Source organism: Microtetraspora glauca, from assembly GCF_040656155.1.
GTDB lineage: Bacteria > Actinomycetota > Actinomycetes > Streptosporangiales > Streptosporangiaceae > Microtetraspora > Microtetraspora glauca.
This window is the reverse complement of record NZ_JBFALK010000001.1, coordinates 657,592-676,167: the sequence shown is the minus strand read 5'-3', so window position 1 is coordinate 676,167 and position 18,576 is coordinate 657,592. Positions and strand designations below refer to the sequence as shown.

The 18,576-nt window shown below is 72.0% G+C and carries 18 protein-coding genes; 5 read left to right on the top strand and 13 right to left on the bottom strand.

Translation table 11 applies throughout. From position 1 onward, the window contains the following. Positions 1-159 precede the first annotated feature (159 nt). Positions 160-639 carry a nucleoside deaminase gene (locus AB0I59_RS03160; protein ID WP_061253620.1) on the top strand — a complete coding sequence of 160 codons (480 nt, stop codon included), beginning with the start codon at positions 160-162 and terminating at the stop codon, positions 637-639. 23 nt (positions 640-662) lie between these two features. Here the strand turns inward: AB0I59_RS03160 and AB0I59_RS03155 are convergent, their stop codons facing one another. From AB0I59_RS03155 to AB0I59_RS03125, 7 genes are all read right to left on the bottom strand, one after another. After that, positions 663-2,183, bottom strand: a complete 1,521-nt coding sequence (locus AB0I59_RS03155; RefSeq protein ID WP_061253619.1) for an FGGY-family carbohydrate kinase — start codon at positions 2,181-2,183, stop codon at positions 663-665. Continuing rightward, entirely contained in the window at positions 2,180-3,835 is a 1,656-nt protein-coding gene (locus AB0I59_RS03150; protein ID WP_358129459.1) for a glycerol-3-phosphate dehydrogenase/oxidase, read from the bottom strand. The genes AB0I59_RS03155 and AB0I59_RS03150 overlap by 4 nt, the downstream gene beginning before the upstream one ends. An 81-nt stretch (positions 3,836-3,916) precedes the next feature. Further along, positions 3,917-4,819 (bottom strand): 3-hydroxy-5-phosphonooxypentane-2,4-dione thiolase, encoded by a 903-nt coding sequence (lsrF, locus tag AB0I59_RS03145; RefSeq protein WP_061253617.1) that lies wholly within the window; start codon positions 4,817-4,819, stop codon positions 3,917-3,919. Beyond that, positions 4,812-5,828, bottom strand: coding sequence for an ABC transporter permease (locus tag AB0I59_RS03140; RefSeq protein WP_358129456.1), 1,017 nt, complete (start codon positions 5,826-5,828; stop codon positions 4,812-4,814). Before AB0I59_RS03140 ends, lsrF begins: the two co-directional genes overlap by 8 nt. Next, entirely contained in the window at positions 5,825-6,784 is a 960-nt protein-coding gene (locus tag AB0I59_RS03135; RefSeq protein ID WP_061253615.1) for an ABC transporter permease, read from the bottom strand. Before AB0I59_RS03135 ends, AB0I59_RS03140 begins: the two co-directional genes overlap by 4 nt. After that, positions 6,777-8,282: a sugar ABC transporter ATP-binding protein gene (locus tag AB0I59_RS03130; protein WP_061253614.1), complete on the bottom strand. Its 1,506-nt coding sequence runs from the start codon at positions 8,280-8,282 to the stop codon at positions 6,777-6,779. The genes AB0I59_RS03135 and AB0I59_RS03130 overlap by 8 nt, the downstream gene beginning before the upstream one ends. Positions 8,283-8,305: 23 nt before the next feature. After that, the gene (locus AB0I59_RS03125) at positions 8,306-9,424 is read right to left on the bottom strand and encodes an ABC transporter substrate-binding protein (protein WP_228637394.1); all 1,119 of its coding nucleotides are present in this window, start codon (positions 9,422-9,424) and stop codon (positions 8,306-8,308) included. A gap of 260 nt (positions 9,425-9,684) precedes the next feature. Between AB0I59_RS03125 and AB0I59_RS03120 the strand changes: the two genes are divergently transcribed. Then, positions 9,685-10,422, top strand: a complete 738-nt coding sequence (locus tag AB0I59_RS03120) for a GntR family transcriptional regulator (RefSeq protein ID WP_358129450.1) — start codon at positions 9,685-9,687, stop codon at positions 10,420-10,422. Positions 10,423-10,438: 16 nt separating this feature from the next. On the opposite strand, the gene glpK is transcribed toward AB0I59_RS03120, so the two are convergent. Next, positions 10,439-11,956, bottom strand: a complete 1,518-nt coding sequence (glpK, locus tag AB0I59_RS03115) for a glycerol kinase GlpK (RefSeq protein WP_358129448.1) — start codon at positions 11,954-11,956, stop codon at positions 10,439-10,441. Positions 11,957-11,959: 3 nt separating this feature from the next. Further along, complete coding sequence (locus AB0I59_RS03110; protein WP_061253610.1) at positions 11,960-12,778, bottom strand: MIP/aquaporin family protein; 819 nt, start codon at positions 12,776-12,778, stop codon at positions 11,960-11,962. Positions 12,779-12,926: 148 nt separating this feature from the next. Here AB0I59_RS03110 and macS point away from each other — a divergent pair, with 148 nt between their 5' ends. Together macS and AB0I59_RS03100 are read left to right on the top strand one after the other, a co-directional pair. Next, the gene (gene macS, locus AB0I59_RS03105; protein WP_358129445.1) at positions 12,927-14,174 is read left to right on the top strand and encodes a MacS family sensor histidine kinase; all 1,248 of its coding nucleotides are present in this window, start codon (positions 12,927-12,929) and stop codon (positions 14,172-14,174) included. After that, on the top strand, positions 14,086-14,715 hold the full coding sequence (locus AB0I59_RS03100; RefSeq protein ID WP_061253609.1) for a response regulator: 630 nt from the start codon (positions 14,086-14,088) through the stop codon (positions 14,713-14,715). Before macS ends, AB0I59_RS03100 begins: the two co-directional genes overlap by 89 nt. Before the next feature lie 31 nt (positions 14,716-14,746). On the opposite strand, the gene AB0I59_RS03095 is transcribed toward AB0I59_RS03100, so the two are convergent. Next, positions 14,747-15,040 (bottom strand): YiaA/YiaB family inner membrane protein, encoded by a 294-nt coding sequence (locus AB0I59_RS03095; RefSeq protein ID WP_061253608.1) that lies wholly within the window; start codon positions 15,038-15,040, stop codon positions 14,747-14,749. 150 nt (positions 15,041-15,190) lie between these two features. On the opposite strand from AB0I59_RS03095, the gene AB0I59_RS03090 reads away from it, so the two are divergent. Further along, entirely contained in the window at positions 15,191-16,819 is a 1,629-nt protein-coding gene (locus AB0I59_RS03090; RefSeq protein ID WP_061253607.1) for an ABC-F family ATP-binding cassette domain-containing protein, read from the top strand. Here AB0I59_RS03090 and AB0I59_RS03085 read toward each other — a convergent pair. The 3 genes from AB0I59_RS03085 to AB0I59_RS03075 form a co-directional block, all read right to left on the bottom strand. After that, entirely contained in the window at positions 16,806-17,261 is a 456-nt protein-coding gene (locus AB0I59_RS03085; protein ID WP_061253606.1) for a roadblock/LC7 domain-containing protein, read from the bottom strand. The two genes, AB0I59_RS03090 and AB0I59_RS03085, sit on opposite strands and share 14 nt — an antisense overlap. Before the next feature lie 61 nt (positions 17,262-17,322). Further along, complete coding sequence (locus AB0I59_RS03080; RefSeq protein ID WP_358129441.1) at positions 17,323-18,030, bottom strand: hypothetical protein; 708 nt, start codon at positions 18,028-18,030, stop codon at positions 17,323-17,325. Positions 18,031-18,055: 25 nt separating this feature from the next. Next, the gene (locus tag AB0I59_RS03075; RefSeq protein WP_358129439.1) at positions 18,056-18,436 is read right to left on the bottom strand and encodes a roadblock/LC7 domain-containing protein; all 381 of its coding nucleotides are present in this window, start codon (positions 18,434-18,436) and stop codon (positions 18,056-18,058) included. Positions 18,437-18,576 lie beyond the last annotated feature (140 nt).

The window sequence follows — 18,576 nt, the reverse complement described above, 5'->3', positions numbered from 1 at the left end:
CAAACAGCGGCCGATCCTTGCACTTTGCGCATCACGACCTCGTGATTCGCGAGGAGGCGTGCGCGCACGTGCGGCCAGACCTCACAGAAAGAGCATCTTCGCCCACATAATGGACACATCATCCAGCATTGCGCGGAATATCTCACTACTGGGGGACCTATGCTGACCGACGCGGATCTGCGGCATCTGCGGCGCTGCGTGGAGCTGGCGGTCGAGGCGCTGGAGGACGGCGACGAGCCGTTCGGCTCCGTGCTCGTCTCGGCGGACGGGACCGCGCTGGCCGAGGACCACAACCGCGTGGCCGGGGGCGACCACACCCGGCACCCCGAGTTCGAGCTGGCGCGCTGGGCCGCCGCGAACATGACCCCCGAGGAGCGGGCGGCGGCGACGGTCTACACCTCGGGCGAGCACTGCCCGATGTGCGCGGCCGCGCACGGCTGGGTCGGCCTGGGCCGCATCGTGTACGCGAGCTCGACCGAGCAGCTCGTGTCCTGGCTGACCGAGCTGGGCGTTCCCGCCGCGCCGGTACGGCCCCTCCCGATCCGGGAGGTCGCCCCCGGCGTCGTGGTGGAGGGGCCGGTACCCGAGCTCGCCGAGCGGGTGCACGACCTGCACCGCCGCTTCCACTCGGCCCGCTGAGCCGGCCCCCCTCAAAGCCGGGGTCAGGGGGCGGTGCGGTACCGCTCGACCTCCGACCAGGGTGCCCACATGCCGGCCAGGCACCGGTCGAACACCTCGGAGTGCCGGACGTACGCGTCACGGGCGGGGCCGGGGCGTACGCACAGGTCGTCCTCGTCGTTGACCGACCACGGCGCGGTGTCGTGGCCGAGCGCGGCGGGCAGCAGCGAGGCGACGCCGCGCGCGCCCAGTTCGCTGGTGAGCTGGCGGCGTACGGGACGGCCGAGCGCGTCGGCGAAGATCTGCGCCCAGACCTCGGACCTGGCGCCGCCGCCTGCCAGCCGCCACGGGCGGTCGCCGACGTCGGCGCCGCTGGCCAGGACCCGGTCGAGCTGGACCCGGTGGTACTGGGCGACGCCCTCGATGACCGCGCGGGTGAGGTGGCCGCGGCGGTGCATGCCCGAGATGCCGAGGAAGGTCCCGGACGCCGCGGGATGCTCGGGGGCGCCGTTCACGAAGGGCAGGAAGAGCAGGCCGTCCGCGCCCGGCGGCACCGCGGCCGCCTCCGCCAGGAGCTCGGTGGCCGGGACGCCGCCGACCTGGCCGTGCGGCACCGACGCGGACGCCAGCCATTCGAGGTTGGCGGCCGAGGTGGGCGCGACCTCCATGGCCAGCATCGTGGCGGTGTCGGGCATCAGCGCGCTGAGGGTGACCTCGGGCGCCGGGGTGCCCGCGGGCACGACCACGCCGTTGATGGCCCAGGTCCCGACGATGATCGTCACGTCGCCGAGCTCGCGGCCTCCGGCGCCCAGCGTCGCCGCCACGCAGTCCATGCAGCCCGCGATCACGGGCAGCCCCTCGGGGAGCCCGGTCAGTTCGGCCACGCGGGCGGTCAGCCCGGCGACGATCTCGCCGGACTCCCGCAGCGGCGGGAACCGGTCGAGGTCGCTCGCGGGCAGGCCCACCAGCTCAAGCGCGGTCGCGCTGTACTCGCGGGTGTCGAGCGCCACCATGCCGAACGCGCTCGCGTCGCTGTAGTCCGCGCTCGGGACCCCGGTGAGCTGCGACGTCACCCAGTCCTTGCAGGACAGCGCCCACCGGGTGGCGGCGTACGCCTCCGGCTCGGCGTCGCGCAGCCAGCGCAGCAGCACGCTGGGCTGGGCCGCCCACGGGATGGATCCGGTCTCCCGCGCCAGGCGGAGCGCGTCCTCCTCCGGGATCTCGTCCACGATGTGCTGGGCCCGGCTGTCCGACGACGCGACGGCGGGGCCGACCGGCCGCAGGGACGCGTCCACCGGGTAGAGGCCGTTGCCGTGGGCGGCCACGCCGATGCCGGCCGGGACGTACCCGTCGGCGGCGAGCTTGCCCGCGAGGTCACCGAGCAGCGACACGACCGTGTCGGCCAGCCCGAGCATGTCGACGTCGTGCCGGTGCGCGGTCACGGCGGTGCGCGGCGTGCGGGCGTGCACCACGCCGATCTCGTTGCCCTCCGCGTCGAAGGCGGCGGCCTTCGACGCCGTGAGGCCGACGTCGACGCCGATGTAACACGTGGCGGGGGCCGTCACGAGATCCTCCTGTCGCTTCCGCTGGATGTTGACGTGGCCAGGGCGCGGGGGCGGTAGCGGCGCAGCTCCGCCTCGTAACCGGCGACCTCGGCGCGCGCCCGCGCCTCGTCCCAGCCAAGGTGCCGTACGGCGACGTCGGCGCAGGTGGGGGCGGCCGAAAGGCCCATGTCCGCGCCGAGCCCGACCAGGATACGTCGCAACAGGATGTCACCCAGCGTCACGGCCCCCTCGTCGCGTACGGCCATGACGACCTCGGCGGCGAGCGCGCCGGACTCCTGATCGACGACCTCGGCCAGCGAGGGGTCGGCGGCGGCGAGTTCGAGGACCCGGCGGGCGCGCACGCCGTAGATGGTGAGCAGCCTGCGCGACTGCTTCCCGCTGAGCGGCGACGAGCGGATGAAGTCCTGGGCGAACGCCTTCCAGTCGGAGGTGTCCGCGCCGGGGAACGGCCGCTCGCGGGTGACGCAGCGGCGGGGCCGGCGGCCGAGCACGCGCAGCACCTCGTCGGTGACGTCCTCGGCGAGGGCGCGGTGGGTGGTCAGCTTGCCGCCGATGACGGTGAGCAGCCCCGAGTACGCCGGCTCGTGGTTGAGCACCGTGTGCCCGCGGCTGATCTTGGCGTTGTCCGACACCCCGGCCGTGTACGGCAGGGGCCGTACCCCGGCCACGCTGTACAGCACGTCGGCGGGGGTGAGCCCGGCGTCCGGGAAGATCCGGTTGGTCTCGGCGAGCAGGTAGTCGATCTCGGCGTCGCTGGCGACGACCTCGTCCAGGTCGCCCTCGAAGGTGATGTCGGTGCTGCCGAGCACGTACCGGCCCTGCCACGGGAAGACGAAGATCGGCCGCTGGTCGGCGGCGGCCTCGAAGAAGATGCAGGTGTCGGGGGCGCCGGGGAACGCGTCGACGATGACGTGGCTGCCCTTCGTGCCCCCGTTGAGGCGCCGGCTCTCCACCTGGCCGTCGAGGATCCTGTCGATCCACGGACCGGCCGCGTTCACGGTGACGGCGGCCCGGATCTCGGTGCGCTCACCTGTCCTGTTGTCCTCGGCCCGCAGGCCGGAGATCCGGTCGCCCTCGACGATGAGACCGGTGACGGTGGTGTGGGTCAACACCCGGGCGCCCAGCCGCTGGGCGTCGAGGAGCAGTTCGACGCAGAGCCGCTCGGCCCACGGCACCTGCGCGTCGTGGAACAGCCCGGCGCCGCGCAGCCCCTTCCTCGACAGGGTGGGCCACCGGCGGGCCACCTTGCGTACGGAGACGCCGCGGCTGAGCCCGCGCCCGCGGGTCATCGCCATGGCGTCGAACGCCACCAGGCCGAGCCGGATCAGCGCGCCCGGCCTGCTGTTCCCCTCGTAGAAGGGGATGAGCATCGGGTAGTCCCGTACGAGGTGGGGTGCGGTGCGGAACAGCAGGTGCCGCTCGCGGATGGACTCGTGCACGAGCGTGAAGTCGTACCGTTCGAGGTACTTCAGGCCGCCATGGATCAACCGGCTCGACGTGCTCGACGTGCCCGCGCCCACGTCGGCGCGGTCGACGACGACGACGCGCAGGCCGCGGGCGGCGGCGTCTCGGGCTACGGCGAGCCCGTTGATACCGGCTCCGATGACGGCGAGGTCGACGACGTCGTCACGTCCGGCGTGGTGGTGCGGCATGGGGAGGCTCCCGGGGATGATGGGCGCGGGTCCCCGCCGGCGGCACTGCCGATGCCGCCAGGGACCCGCGCCCACGAAGGGTCAGGACGCTGCGGTACCGGCGGCCGACCGCTCCTTGAAGAGCTCGTAGGCCTCCTCCGGCTTGAGACCGTCGTGCACGACCGCGCGGACGGCGGCGAGCATGGCGGCGGGCTGCTCGCTCTGGAAGATGTTCCGGCCCATGTCGACGCCGGCGGCACCCTCCTGGATCGAGCGGTAGGCCATCGTCAGGGCGTCCAGCTCGGGCAGCTTCTTGCCGCCGGCGACGATGATCGGCACCGGGCAGCTCGCGGTGACCGTCTCGAAGCCCTCGTCGACGTAGTACGTCTTGACGATGTGCGCGCCCATCTCGGCGCTGATCCGGGTGGCCAGCCGGAAGTAGCGGGCGTCGCGGACCATGTCCTTGCCGACGGCGGTGACGCCGAGCACGGCGACGCCGTGCCGCTGGCCCGCGTCCACGAGCTTGGCCAGGTTGGCGACCGACCGCGACTCGTGCTCGCCGCCGACGAACACCTGGATGGCCAGGGCCGCGGCGTTGAGCCGTACGGCGTCCTCGATGTCGAGGGCGAGGTGCTCGTCCGACAGCTCGCGCAGGATGCTCGGGCCGCCGCTGGCGCGCAGGACGATCCCGGCGCTGCTGGTGGAGGGGATGCTGGTGCGCAGCGCGCCGCGCGTCATCATGATCGCGTCGGCGGAGGGCACGAGCGGGGCGATGTTGGTGTCGAGGCGCTCCAGGCCGGCCATCGGCCCGACGAAGTAGCCGTGGTCGAACGCCAGCATGACCGTGCGCCCGGTGTCCGGACGGAAGATGCGGGACAGCCGGTTCTGCAGGCCCCAGTCCTGCGCGTGGGCGCCCTTGACGTGGAAGCCGCCCGCGGTGCTGCCCGCCGGGGTCCCGGACGTCCCGAAGTCGCGGGCGTCGATCAGGCCGTCGGTGTCAGCCATGAGTGTTGTCTCCTGTTGTTGTGGTGGTGGTCGCGGCCGCCGTTCGCGGCCGTCTTCTGAATCGGGAGGCCGTGCCCCCGGCACGGTCACTCCCGCCGGCGAGGAAGAGGACGAAGAGCACCAGGCCGCCCTTGAGCAGGTTCTGCGCGGCCGTGCTCCAGCCCACGAGGTTGACCAGGCCGTCGAGCAGGATGAAGAAGAGCCCCGCTCCCCACACGCCCACCGGTACGGCCCGGCCGCCGGAGATGAGCGTGCCGCCGATGACGACGACGGCGACGGAGTCGAGCAGGTAGCGCGTGCCGAGGTCGGCGGAGGGCGCGATGTAGGCCGCGAGCAGCGCCCCGGTCAGCCCGGCGAGCGCGCCGCTCACCAGGTACGTCGTCGCGATGACGCGGGCGACCGGGATGCCGGCCCGCTCGGCGGCCCTGCGGTTCTGCCCGACCGCGATCAGGGACCGGCCGTAGACCGTACGGCGCAGCAGCGCGATGATCAGGCCGGTCAGGACCGCGACGGCCACGGCGAGGATCGGCACACCCGCCGGGCGCACGTTGAGGAGCTGCCGCAGGCCGGGGTCGGGGACCGCGGTGAAGCCGCCGGCCATCGTCAGGGTGAGCGAGGAGGCGACGAGCCCCGCGGCCAGCGTGGCGATGATCGGAGGGACGGACAGGCCGAGGATGGCCACGGTGCTGATGACCGCGATGAGGACGCCGACGCCGATGCCCGCGAGGACGCCGACGGTCGCCGAGCCGGTCGAGGCGGCCACCCCGACCGAGGCGAACCCGGCGAGCGAGATGATCGGCGCCACCGACACGTCGATGTTCCCGGGGCCGGCCGTGATGACGAGCATCTGGCCGAGCCCCACGATGACGAGGTACGGCGCCAGCGAGAGCGCCAGGGACACCGTCTGGCCGCCGCCCTGGCCCGAGATGATCAGGATGACCAGCCAGACGAGCGCCGCCGCGGCGAAGCCCCAGATCCACGGGCGCGAACCGATCGCGCGGATGTTCATCGCAGCACCTTCCCGACCACGACGCGGCCGGCGAGCACGGCCAGGACGATCACGCCTTGCACGGCGGACTGCATGTTCGACTGCACGTCGAGCAGGCTGAGGACCACGCTGACCAGACCGAGCGTCACCCCGCCGATGGCCACACCCCAGGGGACGGCGCTCCCGCCGAAGAAGGAGCCGCCGCCGAGGATCACCGCGGCCACCGTCATGAGGGTGTAGCTGGAGGCCGACGACACGTCCCCGCCGCCCGTCTGGGAGGCCAGGAGGAGCCCGGACACGACGCCGAGCGCGCCCGCCGCCGTGTACGCGATGACGCGTGACGTGAGCGGGCGCAGGCCGGCGCGCTGGAGCGCCACCGGGTTGCTGCCGAGGCCGCGCATCCGCACGCCGAGCGCGCTGCGCGACGTGAGGAGGTACACGACCGCGGCGACGACGAGGATCGGCAGCAGCGGCGCGGGGAACCCGGCGGGCGCCCACGAGCCGAACGAGGCCAGCCACTCCGGGGTCGAGCCGCCGGGCGTCGGCAGGAGGAACAGGCCCAGCCCCAGCCAGACGAACGACGCGCCGAGTGTCGCGATCAGCGACGGCACCCGGCGGAGGTGGATGAGCGCGCCGAGCACGGCGTAGGCCGCGACCAGCCCGAGAAGCATCAGGACGCCGACGAGCGGCGAGGACACCAGCCGGGTCGCCGCGACCACGGTGACCAGGCCGACGAAGTTGCCGATGCCGAGGTCGATGTCGCCGACGGACATCAGCGCCATCTGGGCCTGGGCCGCGATGACGAGGGGCACGGTCGCCGACAGGACCAGCGTGAGGCCGCCGACGGTGAGCACGTCCGACTGCAGCGACGCGCAGACGCCGATCATCGCGATCAGGGCGACGGCGCTGACCACGGCCGGCGCCGTGCGGCGCATCCGCGCCCGGGACGGCAGGGCCGACGCGAGGAGCTCACTCATTGCTCTGCTCTCCATCCGACTCGGCGAAGGAGACGGCGATGATCCGTTCCTCGGAGATCTCTTCACCGACCAGCTCGGCGACCACCCGGCCGGCGCGGAACACGTAGACGCGGTCGCAGTGGGCCATCTCGGCGTTCTCGCTCGAGTACCAGACGACGCTCCGGCCCTGCGCCGCCTCCTGCCGGATGAGGCCGTACAGGTCGGTCTTGGTGTGCACGTCCACGCCGCGGAAGGGGTCGTCGAGCAGCACGAGCTCCGCCGTGGAGGCGAACGCGCGGGCGACGATGACCTTCTGCTGGTTGCCGCCGCTGAGCTCGGTGATCCCGGCGTCCGCGCCGCCCCGGATCGCGAGACGTTCGACCCAGTCGCCGACCGCCGCGCGCTCCTGGGCGGGCCGGCGCAGGCCCTGCCTTGCCAGGCCGCGCATAGCGGTGACGATGAGGTTCTCCGCCACGCTCCACAAAGGCAGGACGCCGGAACGCTGCCGGTCACCGGGCACGTACGCGCGGGTGCCCCGCACCTTGGTGTCGCGCCGGACCGGACGCCACAGGCGTTCGAGCACCTCCTGCTGGCCCTGACCGGCCAGCCCGGCCAGGCCCACGACCTCGCCCGCGCCGACCCGCAGGGAGACGTCGCGCAGGCCGGGCGCGGTGGCGCCGCGCAGCTCGGCGACCACCGCGCCGTCGGCGGGACCGCCGGCGGAGACGGCGGCCCGCTCCTTGTCGGACGGGACCGCGACGTGCGCGCCCATCAGGGTGAGCACGTCCTGCTCGCCCAGCCCGGCGGAGGCCCGCTCGGCGGTGACCGCGCCGTCGCGCAGCACGGCGACGCGGTCGGCCACCGAGAGGACCTCCCGGATGCGGTGCGAGATGAGCAGCACGGCGGTGCCGTCCGCGGTCAGCCGGCGCACGTAGTCGTACAGCGACCGCGCCGCGTCCGGGCCGAGGGACTCGGTCGGCTCGTCGAGGATCAGCAGGTCGAGCCGGTCAACCAGGCTGGCCCTGGTGATCTCGACCATCTGGCGCTGGGCGATCGACAGGTCCTCGACCCGGTCGCGCGGGGACACTCCGTGGCCGGGGAACATCTCGTCGAGCCTGCGGCGTACGGCGTCGCCGGCCGCCCGCCGCCACCGCACCCTCGGGAGGCAGTGCCGCGAGGACACCCAGATGTTCTCCGCGATGGTGAGATCGGGGCAGAGCGAGGTCTCCTGGTAGGCCATCCGCACGGCGCGGAAGTCCGCGGCGCGCGGGCCGGCCTCGCCGGAGACCTCCTTGCCGTGCACCAGGACCGCGCCCTCGTCGCAGCCTTCCAGCCCGGCGAGAACGCGCATGAGGGTGCTCTTGCCGGCCCCGTTGTGTCCGACGAGCCCGAGCACCTCGCCCGCGCGGACCTCGAGGTCCACGCCCGCGAGCGCCCGGGTGCGCCCGTACGTCTTGGTCACGCCTTTGGCGATGACGACGGGCCGCCCTGCCTGCGGTCCCCGGTTGTCCACGTGCATGCCTTCCTGTGCGTCGGCTCCGGTCAGCCCGCGGCCGTCGGGATCGGCGGCCGCACCGGCTCGCCGCCGCTCTTCACGGCCTCGACCTGCTGGCGGAACAGCTCGCGGGTCCACGGCCAGGCGGCGTACTCGTCGGGCTTGAGCGCGCCCGCCCACGCGTCGCGGTCCTTCTGCTCCACGAGGACGATCGGGAAGGTCATCTGCTTGGGCACGTCCTTGCCGTCGAGCAGGTCCAGGGCCTCCCACAGAGCGGCGACCGACTGGCCCGGGTCGGACATGACCGCCACGGAGCCGTTGTCGATCTTGTTGTCCTTCCAGTAGTTCAGCGCGCGGCCGTTCGTCTCGAACGTCACCGCGGGCACCGGCTTGCCGGCGGTCGTGAACGCCTGCGCGACGCCGTAACCGTCACCGCAGCCGATGACGCCGTCGACCTTCGCCACGCTGGACAGCACACCGAGCACGGCCTTCTGCGCGGTGGCGCCGTCGCACATGCCGGTCACCGTCGCCGCGGTCTTCACGCCGGGGTAGTCACCGAGGATCTTCTTGGTGGTGTCGAACATCTCGGCCTCGGGCTGCGAGCCGACGACGCCGCGGCTGACGATCACGTTGCCCTTGCCGCCGATGCCCTCCAGAAGCGGCTTCGCGGCGTACGTGGCCCAGTCGACGAAGCTGTTCTGCAGCACGTGCGCGCAGGGAGCGTCGATCGCGGAGTCGAACACGACGACCTTGACGCCGGCGTTGCACGCCTGCTGGATGACCGGCTTGAGCGCGGTCGGCGAGGACGGGTCGATGAGCAGGGCGTCCGGCTTCTGCAGCAGCAGGCTCTTGATCTGCGCGACCTGCTCGGTGGCCGAGTTCTCGCCGGGCGCGTTCACGACCTTGTACTTGCTGATCAGGCCGTCTTTCTGCGCCTGCGTCGCGGCGGCCTCGAACTTGGCGATCATCGTCTGCCGCCAGCCGTTGCCGATGAAGCCGTTGCTGAGCGCGATGAACGGCTTGTCGCCGCCACCGGCGGCGGCACTCGGCTTGTCGTCGGCCGCGGTGTCGCCGGAGGAGTTACACCCCGTGGCCAGGACCGCGAGAGCGGCGATCGTCGCCGCGGAGGCCGCGCGCCAGGGCCGGCGTGTGGGACGGATACGCATCGTGTCTCCAGAGAGAGCAGGTCCGCCGGAGCGGTGGAAGTCGAAGCCGCGGGAACGCATCACTCGCAAGAGGCGGGATGTCATTACAGGCCTGTAGTGACAAGCAAACTAAGCCGACGTTACGTGCCTGTCAAGAGCAGGTTCCGCGACGGGACGAATCGGACGAGGAAGGATAATCTTCACGAGATGGCGTCCACCTGTTACGACAGGTCGCCCGGTCATGGCATGCTTCCAGAAGCCGCCGAGAAGGGACCCTGACGATGACCTATCCGCGCCTCAACAGAGACGGGGCGGAACCGCTGTGGATGCAGCTCATGCGGGCCCTACGCGCGGAGATCGAGAGCGGCGAGCTGGGCCCGGACCAGCCGCTGCCGTCCGAGGCCGAGCTGAGCGACATGTTCAGCGTGTCCCGCACCGTCGTCAGGGAGGCCCTGCGCGAGCTCGTCCAGCAGCGTCTGATCTACAAGATCAAAGGTCGCGGCGCCTTCGTCGCCCCGCGCAAGACCGAGCTGCGGTTCGTCGGATCGATGTCCGGCTCCGCCGACGACCTGCGGGAGTCGGGGCGGCGGGTGACGACCCAGACCATCCACCAGGCGCTGGGCGAGGCGGACGAGCGGGAGGCGGCCCTCCTCCGGATCCCGCTCGGCGAGCAGGTCGTCCGGCTGCGCCGGCTCCGCTGCGTCGACGGCCAGCCGTGGCTGCTCGTCGACACCGCGCTGCCCGCGCGGCTGGTCCCCGGCCTGGAGCGCGCCGTCCTCGAGAACCAGTCCCTGTACGACGTGCTGCGGCGGCGGTACGGCATCGAGCCCGCGGCCGCGGACCGGTGGATCGAGGCCGTCTTCCCCGATCTCGACGACGCGGCGCTGCTGGAGGTCTCCACCTCGACGCCGCTGCTCGGCATCGAGTCGGTCGCGTGGCTGGACGACAACACCCGGTTCGAGGCGTACTACGCGCTCCACCGCAGCGACCAGACCCGGTTCTACGTCGGCATCCGATGAGGGGCGGTCGGCGGGGTCACTCCACCTCCACCCAGCCGAGCGCCCGCTCGACGGCCTTCCTCCACCCGGCGTAGCCCTCCGCGCGCTGCTCGTCCGTCCAGGTCGGCAGCCAGCGGCGGGCCTCGTTCCAGTTCTTCCTGAGGTCCTCGGTCGAGCGCCAGAAGCCCACGGCCAGCCCCGCGGCGTACGCGGCGCCGAGGGCGGTGGTCTCGGCCACGACCGGTTTGGACACGGGCACGCCGAGGATGTCCGCCTGGAGCTGCATGCACAGGTTGTTGGCCGTCACTCCCCCGTCCACCCGCAGCACGTCGAGGGTCACCCCCGAGTCGCGCTGCATCGCCTCGACGATGTCGCGCGTCTGGTAGCAGATCGCCTCCAGCGCGGCGCGCGCGATGTGCGCGTTCGTGTTGTATCGGGACAGGCCGACGATCACGCCGCGCGCGTCCGACCGCCAGTACGGCGCGAACAGGCCGGAGAAGGCGGGCACGAAGTAGACGCCCCCGTTGTCGTCCACCTGACGGGCCAGCGCCTCGCTCTGCGCCGCGCCCGAGATGATGCCGAGCTGGTCGCGCAGCCACTGGACGGCGGAGCCGGTGACCGCGATCGAGCCCTCCAGCGCGTACACCGGCGGTTCGGCGCCGAACCGGTAGCCGACCGTGGTGAGCAGTCCGTGCTCGGACCTCACCGGCTCCCCGCCCGTGTTGAGCAGCAGGAAGTTGCCGGTGCCGTAGGTGTTCTTGGCCTCTCCGGGGTCGAAGCAGACCTGGCCCACGGTCGCCGCCTGCTGGTCTCCGAGGTCGCCGGAGAGGGGCGTCTCTCCCCCGAGCGGCCCCCTGCGCCTGGTCATGCCGTACGCGTCGGGGTTGGACGACGGGAGGATGCGCGGCAGCATCTCGCGCGGGACGCCGAAGAACGACAGGAGCTCCTCGTCCCAGTCCAGCGTCTCCAGGTCCATCAGCATCGTCCGGCTGGCGTTCGTGGGATCGGTCACGTGCACGCCGCCGTCGATCCCTCCGGTGAGGTTCCACAGCAGCCATGTGTCGGTGTTGCCGAAGATCGCCTCACCGGACCGGGCGTCCTCGCGCACGCCGTCGACGTTGTCCAGGATCCACTGGATCTTGGCGCCGGAGAAATACGTCGCCGGAGGCAGCCCGGCCCTGCGCCGGATGACGTCGCCCCTGCCGTCGCGGTTCAGCGCGGCCGCGATGCGGTCGGTCCGGGTGTCCTGCCACACGATCGCGTTGTAGTACGGCCGGCCGTTGCGCCGGTTCCAGACCAGGGTCGTCTCGCGCTGGTTGGTGATCCCGAGCGCGGCGAGGTCGGAGGCGGACAGCCGCGCGTCGCGCATCGCCGTCTCGATCACCGCGCGGGTGCGCTCCCAGATCTCGGTCGGGTTGTGCTCGACCCATCCGGCCTGCGGCAGGATCTGCTGATGCTCCAACTGGTGCCGGGCGATCTCGTTACCGCCGTGATCGAAGATCATGAACCGGGTGCTCGTGGTGCCCTGGTCGACCGCGCCTACGAAGTCGGACATGGATCAACCCCCCTCGTTCTCGGTGGGGACGCGACCGATCTCGGGCTCGGCGACCGGCAGGAAGCGGGCGATCATGGCCTGGTAGAGACCGGCGCCCACCACGCCGCCGATGAGCGGGGCCACGATCGGCACCCAGAAGTAGAGATCTCCGTGCTGGTCCCGCCAGGCCGACGCGTACCCCGTGAGGAACGAGGCGAGGCGCGGCCCGAAGTCACGCGCGGGATTGACGGCGTAGCCCGCGTCCGCGCCCCACGCCATGCCGATGCCCACCACGATCAGCCCGATGACGACCGGGGAGAGGTTCGCCCGCGGCGCGGTGTTGAGCTCGTCGATCACCGCGAAGATCAGGAACACCAGGATCGCCGTGCCGATCACCTGGTCGCGGAACGCGCCCCACAGGTGTACGGGCAGGGACCCGTTGCCCGGCAGAGTCGAGAACACGAACTGCGTCTTGAACGTGTGGCCGGGATCGACCATGGTCAGGACCTCGTCGTAGTTCCACCGGACGAGCAGCGCGGCCACGAACGCGCCCAGGGTCTGCGCGAGCATGTACGGCAGCACCTTGCCCCACGAGAAGCCCTTGAAGACCGCCAGCGCGAGCGTGACGGCGGGATTGATGTGCGCGCCGCTGGTCCGCGCCGCCGTGTAGACGCCCAGGGTGACGCCGAGTCCCCACGCCCAGGAGATGCTGTCGTGGTTCCCGAGTCCGGCGGCGACGACCTGCGCGACGACGCCCACACCGAACAGGATCAGGATCAGCGTGCCCGCGAACTCCGCTACCAGTTCGGCGACCACCCTGGGGGTCTTCGCGTGTCCGGCCACGTGTTCCCCCCAGTCGAGGCGGCCCCGGGGCCCTGTTCCTTCTACGATCTCCGCGTACGGGTCCCGAGACACGGGGCGATACTCCAAGAATCAGTCCATATGACATAAAGTCGGCGATCTGGCCGCGTGGTGACGATCGTGGTGATCCATGGGCATAGAGGGGTCGTTCTGGCGGGCCATCGCGGTGTACCGCGTCGCCTCGCTGGCGTACGCGGCGCTGCTGCTCGCGACCGCGGGAGGCTACCGGCGGCCGCTCCTCGGGTGGCTCGTCCTCGGGGTGATGGCCCTGTGGACCGCGGGCGCGACGTTCGCGTACTCGGTCGCACGCGGCCGGACCCTGCTGCTGATCGACCTGCTCGTCACCATGGGATGCCTGCTCGCCTCGCCGTACGTGCAGGGACCTGAGGCGGGTCCCGGCGGGGTCGTGCCGGTCACCGCGACGTGGGTCGGCGGCCCGGTGCTCGCCTGGGCCGTGCACGGGGGCCGCCGCGCGGGCGTCGCGGCCGCGATCGTGATATCGGCCGCGGATCTGTGGGTACGCGGCCTGCGCGGATTCGACCTCCTCGTCCCCCTCAACGGGTCCGTGCTGCTGATCCTGGCCGGGGCCGTGGTCGGCCACGTCGCCCGGCTCACCAAGCGGGCCGAGGAGCGGCTCCAGCGGGCGGCGGAGATGGAGGCGGCGGGACGGGAGCGGGAACGGCTCGCCCGCGGCATCCACGACTCCGTCCTCCAGGTGCTCACCCTGGTCCAGCGACGCGGTCTGGAGATCGGCGGGGAGGCCGCCGAACTGGGGCGGCTCGCCGGGGAGCAGGAGGCGGCGCTGCGCGAGATGATCCGGGCCGAGCCGTCCGGCACCGCACGCGCGGGGCTCTCCGACCTGGGGACGCTGCTGCGCCGGTTCGGCTCCGCCGCGGTGACCGTGTCCACGCCCGCGACCCCGCTGCTCCTTCCCGCCGGGCACGCGGAGGAGGTGGCGGCGGCGGTCGGCGCGGCGCTGGACAACGTACGGCGGCACTGCGGCGAGGGCGCCAGGGCCTGGGTGCTCGCGGAGGAGGACGACGGCTCCGTGACCGTGACCGTCCGCGACGACGGCCCCGGCATCCCCGACGGCCGCCTCGCCGAGGCGGAGGCCGACGGCAGGCTCGGGGTCGCCCGGTCGATCCGCGGCCGGGTCACGGGGCTCGGCGGCACGGTCGCCGTCACCTCCGTCCCCGGCCAGGGCACCGAGGTCGAGCTGACCGTACCCGCGCCCTCCCCGCTCCCCGGCGGGCCGCCTTACAGTTACGGTCGTGAACGCTCTCCGGGTGATGGTGGTGGACGACCATCCGATGTGGCGCGACGCCATCGCCCGGGATCTCGCCGAGGCGGGATACGACGTGGTGGCGACCACGGGTGAGGGCCGCCAGGCGCTCCGCGTGGCGGCGGCCGTCCGTCCCGACGTGGTGGTCCTCGACCTGCGGCTGCCCGACCTGCCCGGGGTCGAGGTGGCGCGCGGGCTGGCCGCCTCCGGGCATCCGCCCCAGGTCCTCGTGCTGTCCGCGAGCGGCGAGCAGGAGGACGTCTTGGAGGCGGTGAAGGCGGGCGCCTCGGGCTACCTCGTCAAGTCGGCGAGCCGGGAGGAGTTCCTCGACGCCGTACGGCGTACCTCCGAGGGCGATCCGGTTTTCACGCCCGGTCTGGCGGGGCTCGTGCTCGGCGAGTACCGCCGGCTCTCCGCGCAGGCGCCCCCGGACGACGGCCCGCGGCTGACCGACCGAGAGACCGAGGTGCTGCGCCTGGTCGCCAAGGGGCTCTCGTACAAGCAGATCGCCGAGCGGCTGGTGCTCTCCCACCGCACCGTGCAGAACCACGTGCAGAACACGCTGAGCAAACTGCGGCTGCACAACCGCGTCGAGCTGGTCCGTTACGCGATCGAGCGCGGACTCGACGAGGGATAGCGCCGGCTCGGCGAGCGATCGGGTCCGGACGTCAGACGCCGTCCACCTTGTACGGGTCGTGCTCGGAAAGGAGCTTCTCCAGACGCGCCTGGTCGACCCGGTTCGACATGCTGTCGAACTCCTGCCGGTCGCGTACGCACTTGGCGAGCCCGAAGGCCGACGTCACCGTGTACATGACCCCGACCGCGAGGAACGCGCGCACCCAGGGGTTGACCGGCAGGTACGCGATGCCGACCGCGACGCTGGTGAGAGCGAGCCCGAACGAGATGACGCACTGGGCGAAGTAGGCGGCGGTCATCGCGGGCTGTATGGGTTTGGGCTTCATGCTTCGATCGTCCGCCCTTGTCCGGCCGGCGCGCCTGAGTACGGATACCCGAGTCGCGGTGAGTACTTCGCGAGACACCCGGGACGCGGACTGCGCTGGTACCTGTCACCGAGCCCGGGTCGGTATCCCGGCCGATAACCTTGGATCCTGATGAGCGCCACTCTTGTTGTGAAGGAACTCGCCGCCGGACACGGTGACCGGGTCCTGTTCACGGATCTCGATCTCGTTGTCGCACCCGGGGACGTCGTCGGGCTGGTCGGGGTGAACGGCGCGGGCAAGTCGACCCTGCTGCGCATGCTGGCCGGGCTCGACGCCCCCGAGCACGGCTCGGTACGGCTCAGCCCGCCCACCGCCAACGTCGGGCACCTACCGCAGGAACCCGAACGGCGGCCCGGCGAGACGGTCGCCGCGTTCCTCGCCCGCCGGACCGGCGTCGCCGCCGCGCAGCACGCCCTCGACGTGGCCACCGAGGCCCTGGTCGGCGGCGACCCCGGCGACGCGTACGCCGACGCCTTGGAGCGATGGCTCGCACTGGGCGGCGCGGACCTGGAGGAGCGCGCGTCGGAGGTGGCCGCCGACCTCGGGCTCGCGGTCGACCTGAAACAGGAGATGACGTCCCTGTCCGGCGGCCAGGCGGCCCGTGCGGGGCTGGCGTCGCTGCTGCTCAGCCGCTACGACGTCTTCCTGCTCGACGAACCCACCAACGACCTCGATCTCGACGGCCTCGACCGGCTCGAACGCTTCGTGACCGGCCTGCGCGCCGGGACCGTCGTGGTCAGCCATGACCGCGAGTTCCTCGCCCGTACGGTGAACAGGGTCGTCGAGCTCGACCTCGCCCAGCAGCAGGTCCGCGCGTACGGCGGCGGCTATGACGCCTACCTGGACGAACGCGAGGTCGCCCGGAGGCACGCCCGCGAGCAGTACGACGAGTACGCCGAGACCAGGGCGTCGCTGGAGGCCCGCGCCCGGACCCAGCGCGCGTGGATGGAGAAGGGCGTCAAGAACGCCCGCCGCAAAGCCTCGGACAACGACAAGGTCGGACGGAACTTCCGCACCGAGGCGACCGAGAAGCAGGCAGCGAAGGCCCGGCAGACCGAGAAGCTGATCGAGCGGCTGGAGGTCGTCGACGAGCCGCGCAAGGAGTGGGAACTGCGGATGGAGATCGCCGCCGCGCCTCGCTCCGGAGCCGTGGTGGCGACGTTGCGCGGAGCGGTGCTGCGGCGCGGCGGATTCACGCTGGGGCCGGTCGACCTGCAGATCGACTGGGCGGAACGCGTCGCGATCACCGGTGCGAACGGCTCGGGCAAGACCACCCTGCTCGGGGCGCTGCTGGGCCGGCTGGCCCTCGACGAGGGCGCGGCCGCGCTCGGACCCGGCGTGGTCGTCGGCGAGGTCGACCAGGCCCGCGCCCTGTTCGAGGGAGACGAGGCGCTGCTCGACGCGTTCGGCGCGCTCATCGACCTGCCCCCGGCCGACGTCCGCACGCTGCTTGCCAAGTTCGGCCTGCGCGCCGACCACGTGCTGCGGTCGGCGGCCACCCTGTCCCCCGGCGAGCGCACCAGGGCGGCGCTCGCCCTCCTTCAGGCGCGCGGGGTCAACCTGCTCGTCCTCGACGAGCCCACCAACCACCTCGACCTGCCCGCGATCGAACAACTGGAGTCGGCGCTCGCCGCGTACGGGGGAACCCTGCTGCTGGTCACCCACGACCGGCGCATGCTGGAGGCGGTCCACACCTCCCGCCGCCTCCACGTCACCGCCGGACGCGTCACGGAGAGCTGAGTCCGTCGGCCGCGGCGTCCGGCCGCATGCTGCCCTGCCAGCCCCATTCGAACTGCGCCAGGTGGCTCGTTATCCGCTTGATCAGGTCCCGGATCTGGAAGTGCAGCATCCCGATGTTGAGGTCGTCGGTCCCGATGACCGCCAGGACGGCGTCGTCGCCCACCGCGAACACCGCCAGGTAGCCGTCGCTGCCGCGGGCCACCGCCTCGCGGAACCGCCCGCGGCCCGTCGCCTGCGTGGCCTGACGGGCCAGGCCGAGAGTCGCCGCGATGAGGGCGGCGATCCTGGTCGGCTCCAGCTCGGGAATGTCGCAGCTGATCAGGAACCCGTCGCTCGCGGCGACCATGCTGCCGTGCACGCCGCCCATCTGCGTTCTGAGGTCACGGAGTTCGGCGCGGACCCGCTGGTCGGGGGTCAGCCCTTCGATGCCCGGGGCCGTCATCCGCTGCCTCCGGCGGATCCCGGTCCGCCCTCGCGGATCTCTCGGTTCATCGCACTCCCGTTCATTGGGTCACCGCCCGGAGAAAGGACATGGTGTCATGCCGCCGGCCGGACGGCGCGTCCGCTGCTCGGGGCGTCTCGGAGGCCGCAAGACCGGCCACCGACAGGAGCCGCAGCGAGATCAGCCGGAAGACCTCGACGGTCGTGCCGAAGACGCTGTGGTCGAGTTCCCACGCGAGGTCGCGCGGCGTGGAGCCGTCGCCCATCCGGATGAGCAGGGCCCACTGGAGCGCGGACACCTGCAGGCCGGGTGCTTCGATGCGCGGGTTTCGCACGACCGTCGTGTCGGCGGTGACGGACCCGGACAGCTGCTTCAGGATCTCCTGCCGCCGGGTCACCTCGGCGTGCAGCGCGGCGAAGGACATGCCGCTCGACCTGTCGCCCGGCGGGCTTTCGAGCTCCTTGAACCGGTGGCGGGGTGAATGCCGGGAGCCGCCCGACAGCAGTTCGAGCGCGGCGTCGACGGTCGCCTCCCTGACCGCGAAGGTCCACGCGAGTGAGCGTGCCGCATCGGCCTCGCCCGGGTGTCCCCCCGGCGGCACCAGCCACTTGGACGGTTCGGGCGTGCGCTTCGACTCCGCGTAGAGGACGTCGCCCTCGCTGAGGTAGAAGGCCCCGCCCACCGCGCCCGACACGCGCAGTACACCGGTCTGCCCGGACTCGGCGAGCTTGCCCAGCCGAACGATCAGCGGATCCCTGTTGAAGTACACGGCGGTTCCCGTCCTGGCTCAGTGGTCATGCCCGCTGCAGGCGATCCGGCAGACCCGAATCGGGGCGGCCGACGAAACTCATGTCGAAGTCGCGAAGCTCCCGGTGGGCCATCGCCAGGTTCGCTTCCGCGCGGTCCAGAACCACGAGCAGCAGGAACTGCAGCCTCGGGGCCGGGCTGAACTGCCGGATCAGGTGGTAGTGACCGCTCAACGTGATGATCGCGTCTTCGAGTCCGCCGTTCGCCGCCAGCTCTCCGGCCATGAGGGAGATCACGTTGGCCACGTCGGCGGCACCCGCCGCCGCCACCCGCAGGCTCAGATCCTCCCGGTCCTGGACGTGGCCGAGGACCATTCCGGTCGAGGCGTCGATCAAACACCCGAGGACGAAGCCGTCGATCTGTCTCACCTGAGAGAGCAGAGCTTCGAAAGGAGACTCGGGCATAAGGGGTCCTTTCCACCAACAGCGAAAGCAGATTCTAGGGGACGTACGCGTCGTCACCCGGCGGGTCGCGCCCCACGGGCGAACGGTCGGGCGGGACGGTCTCC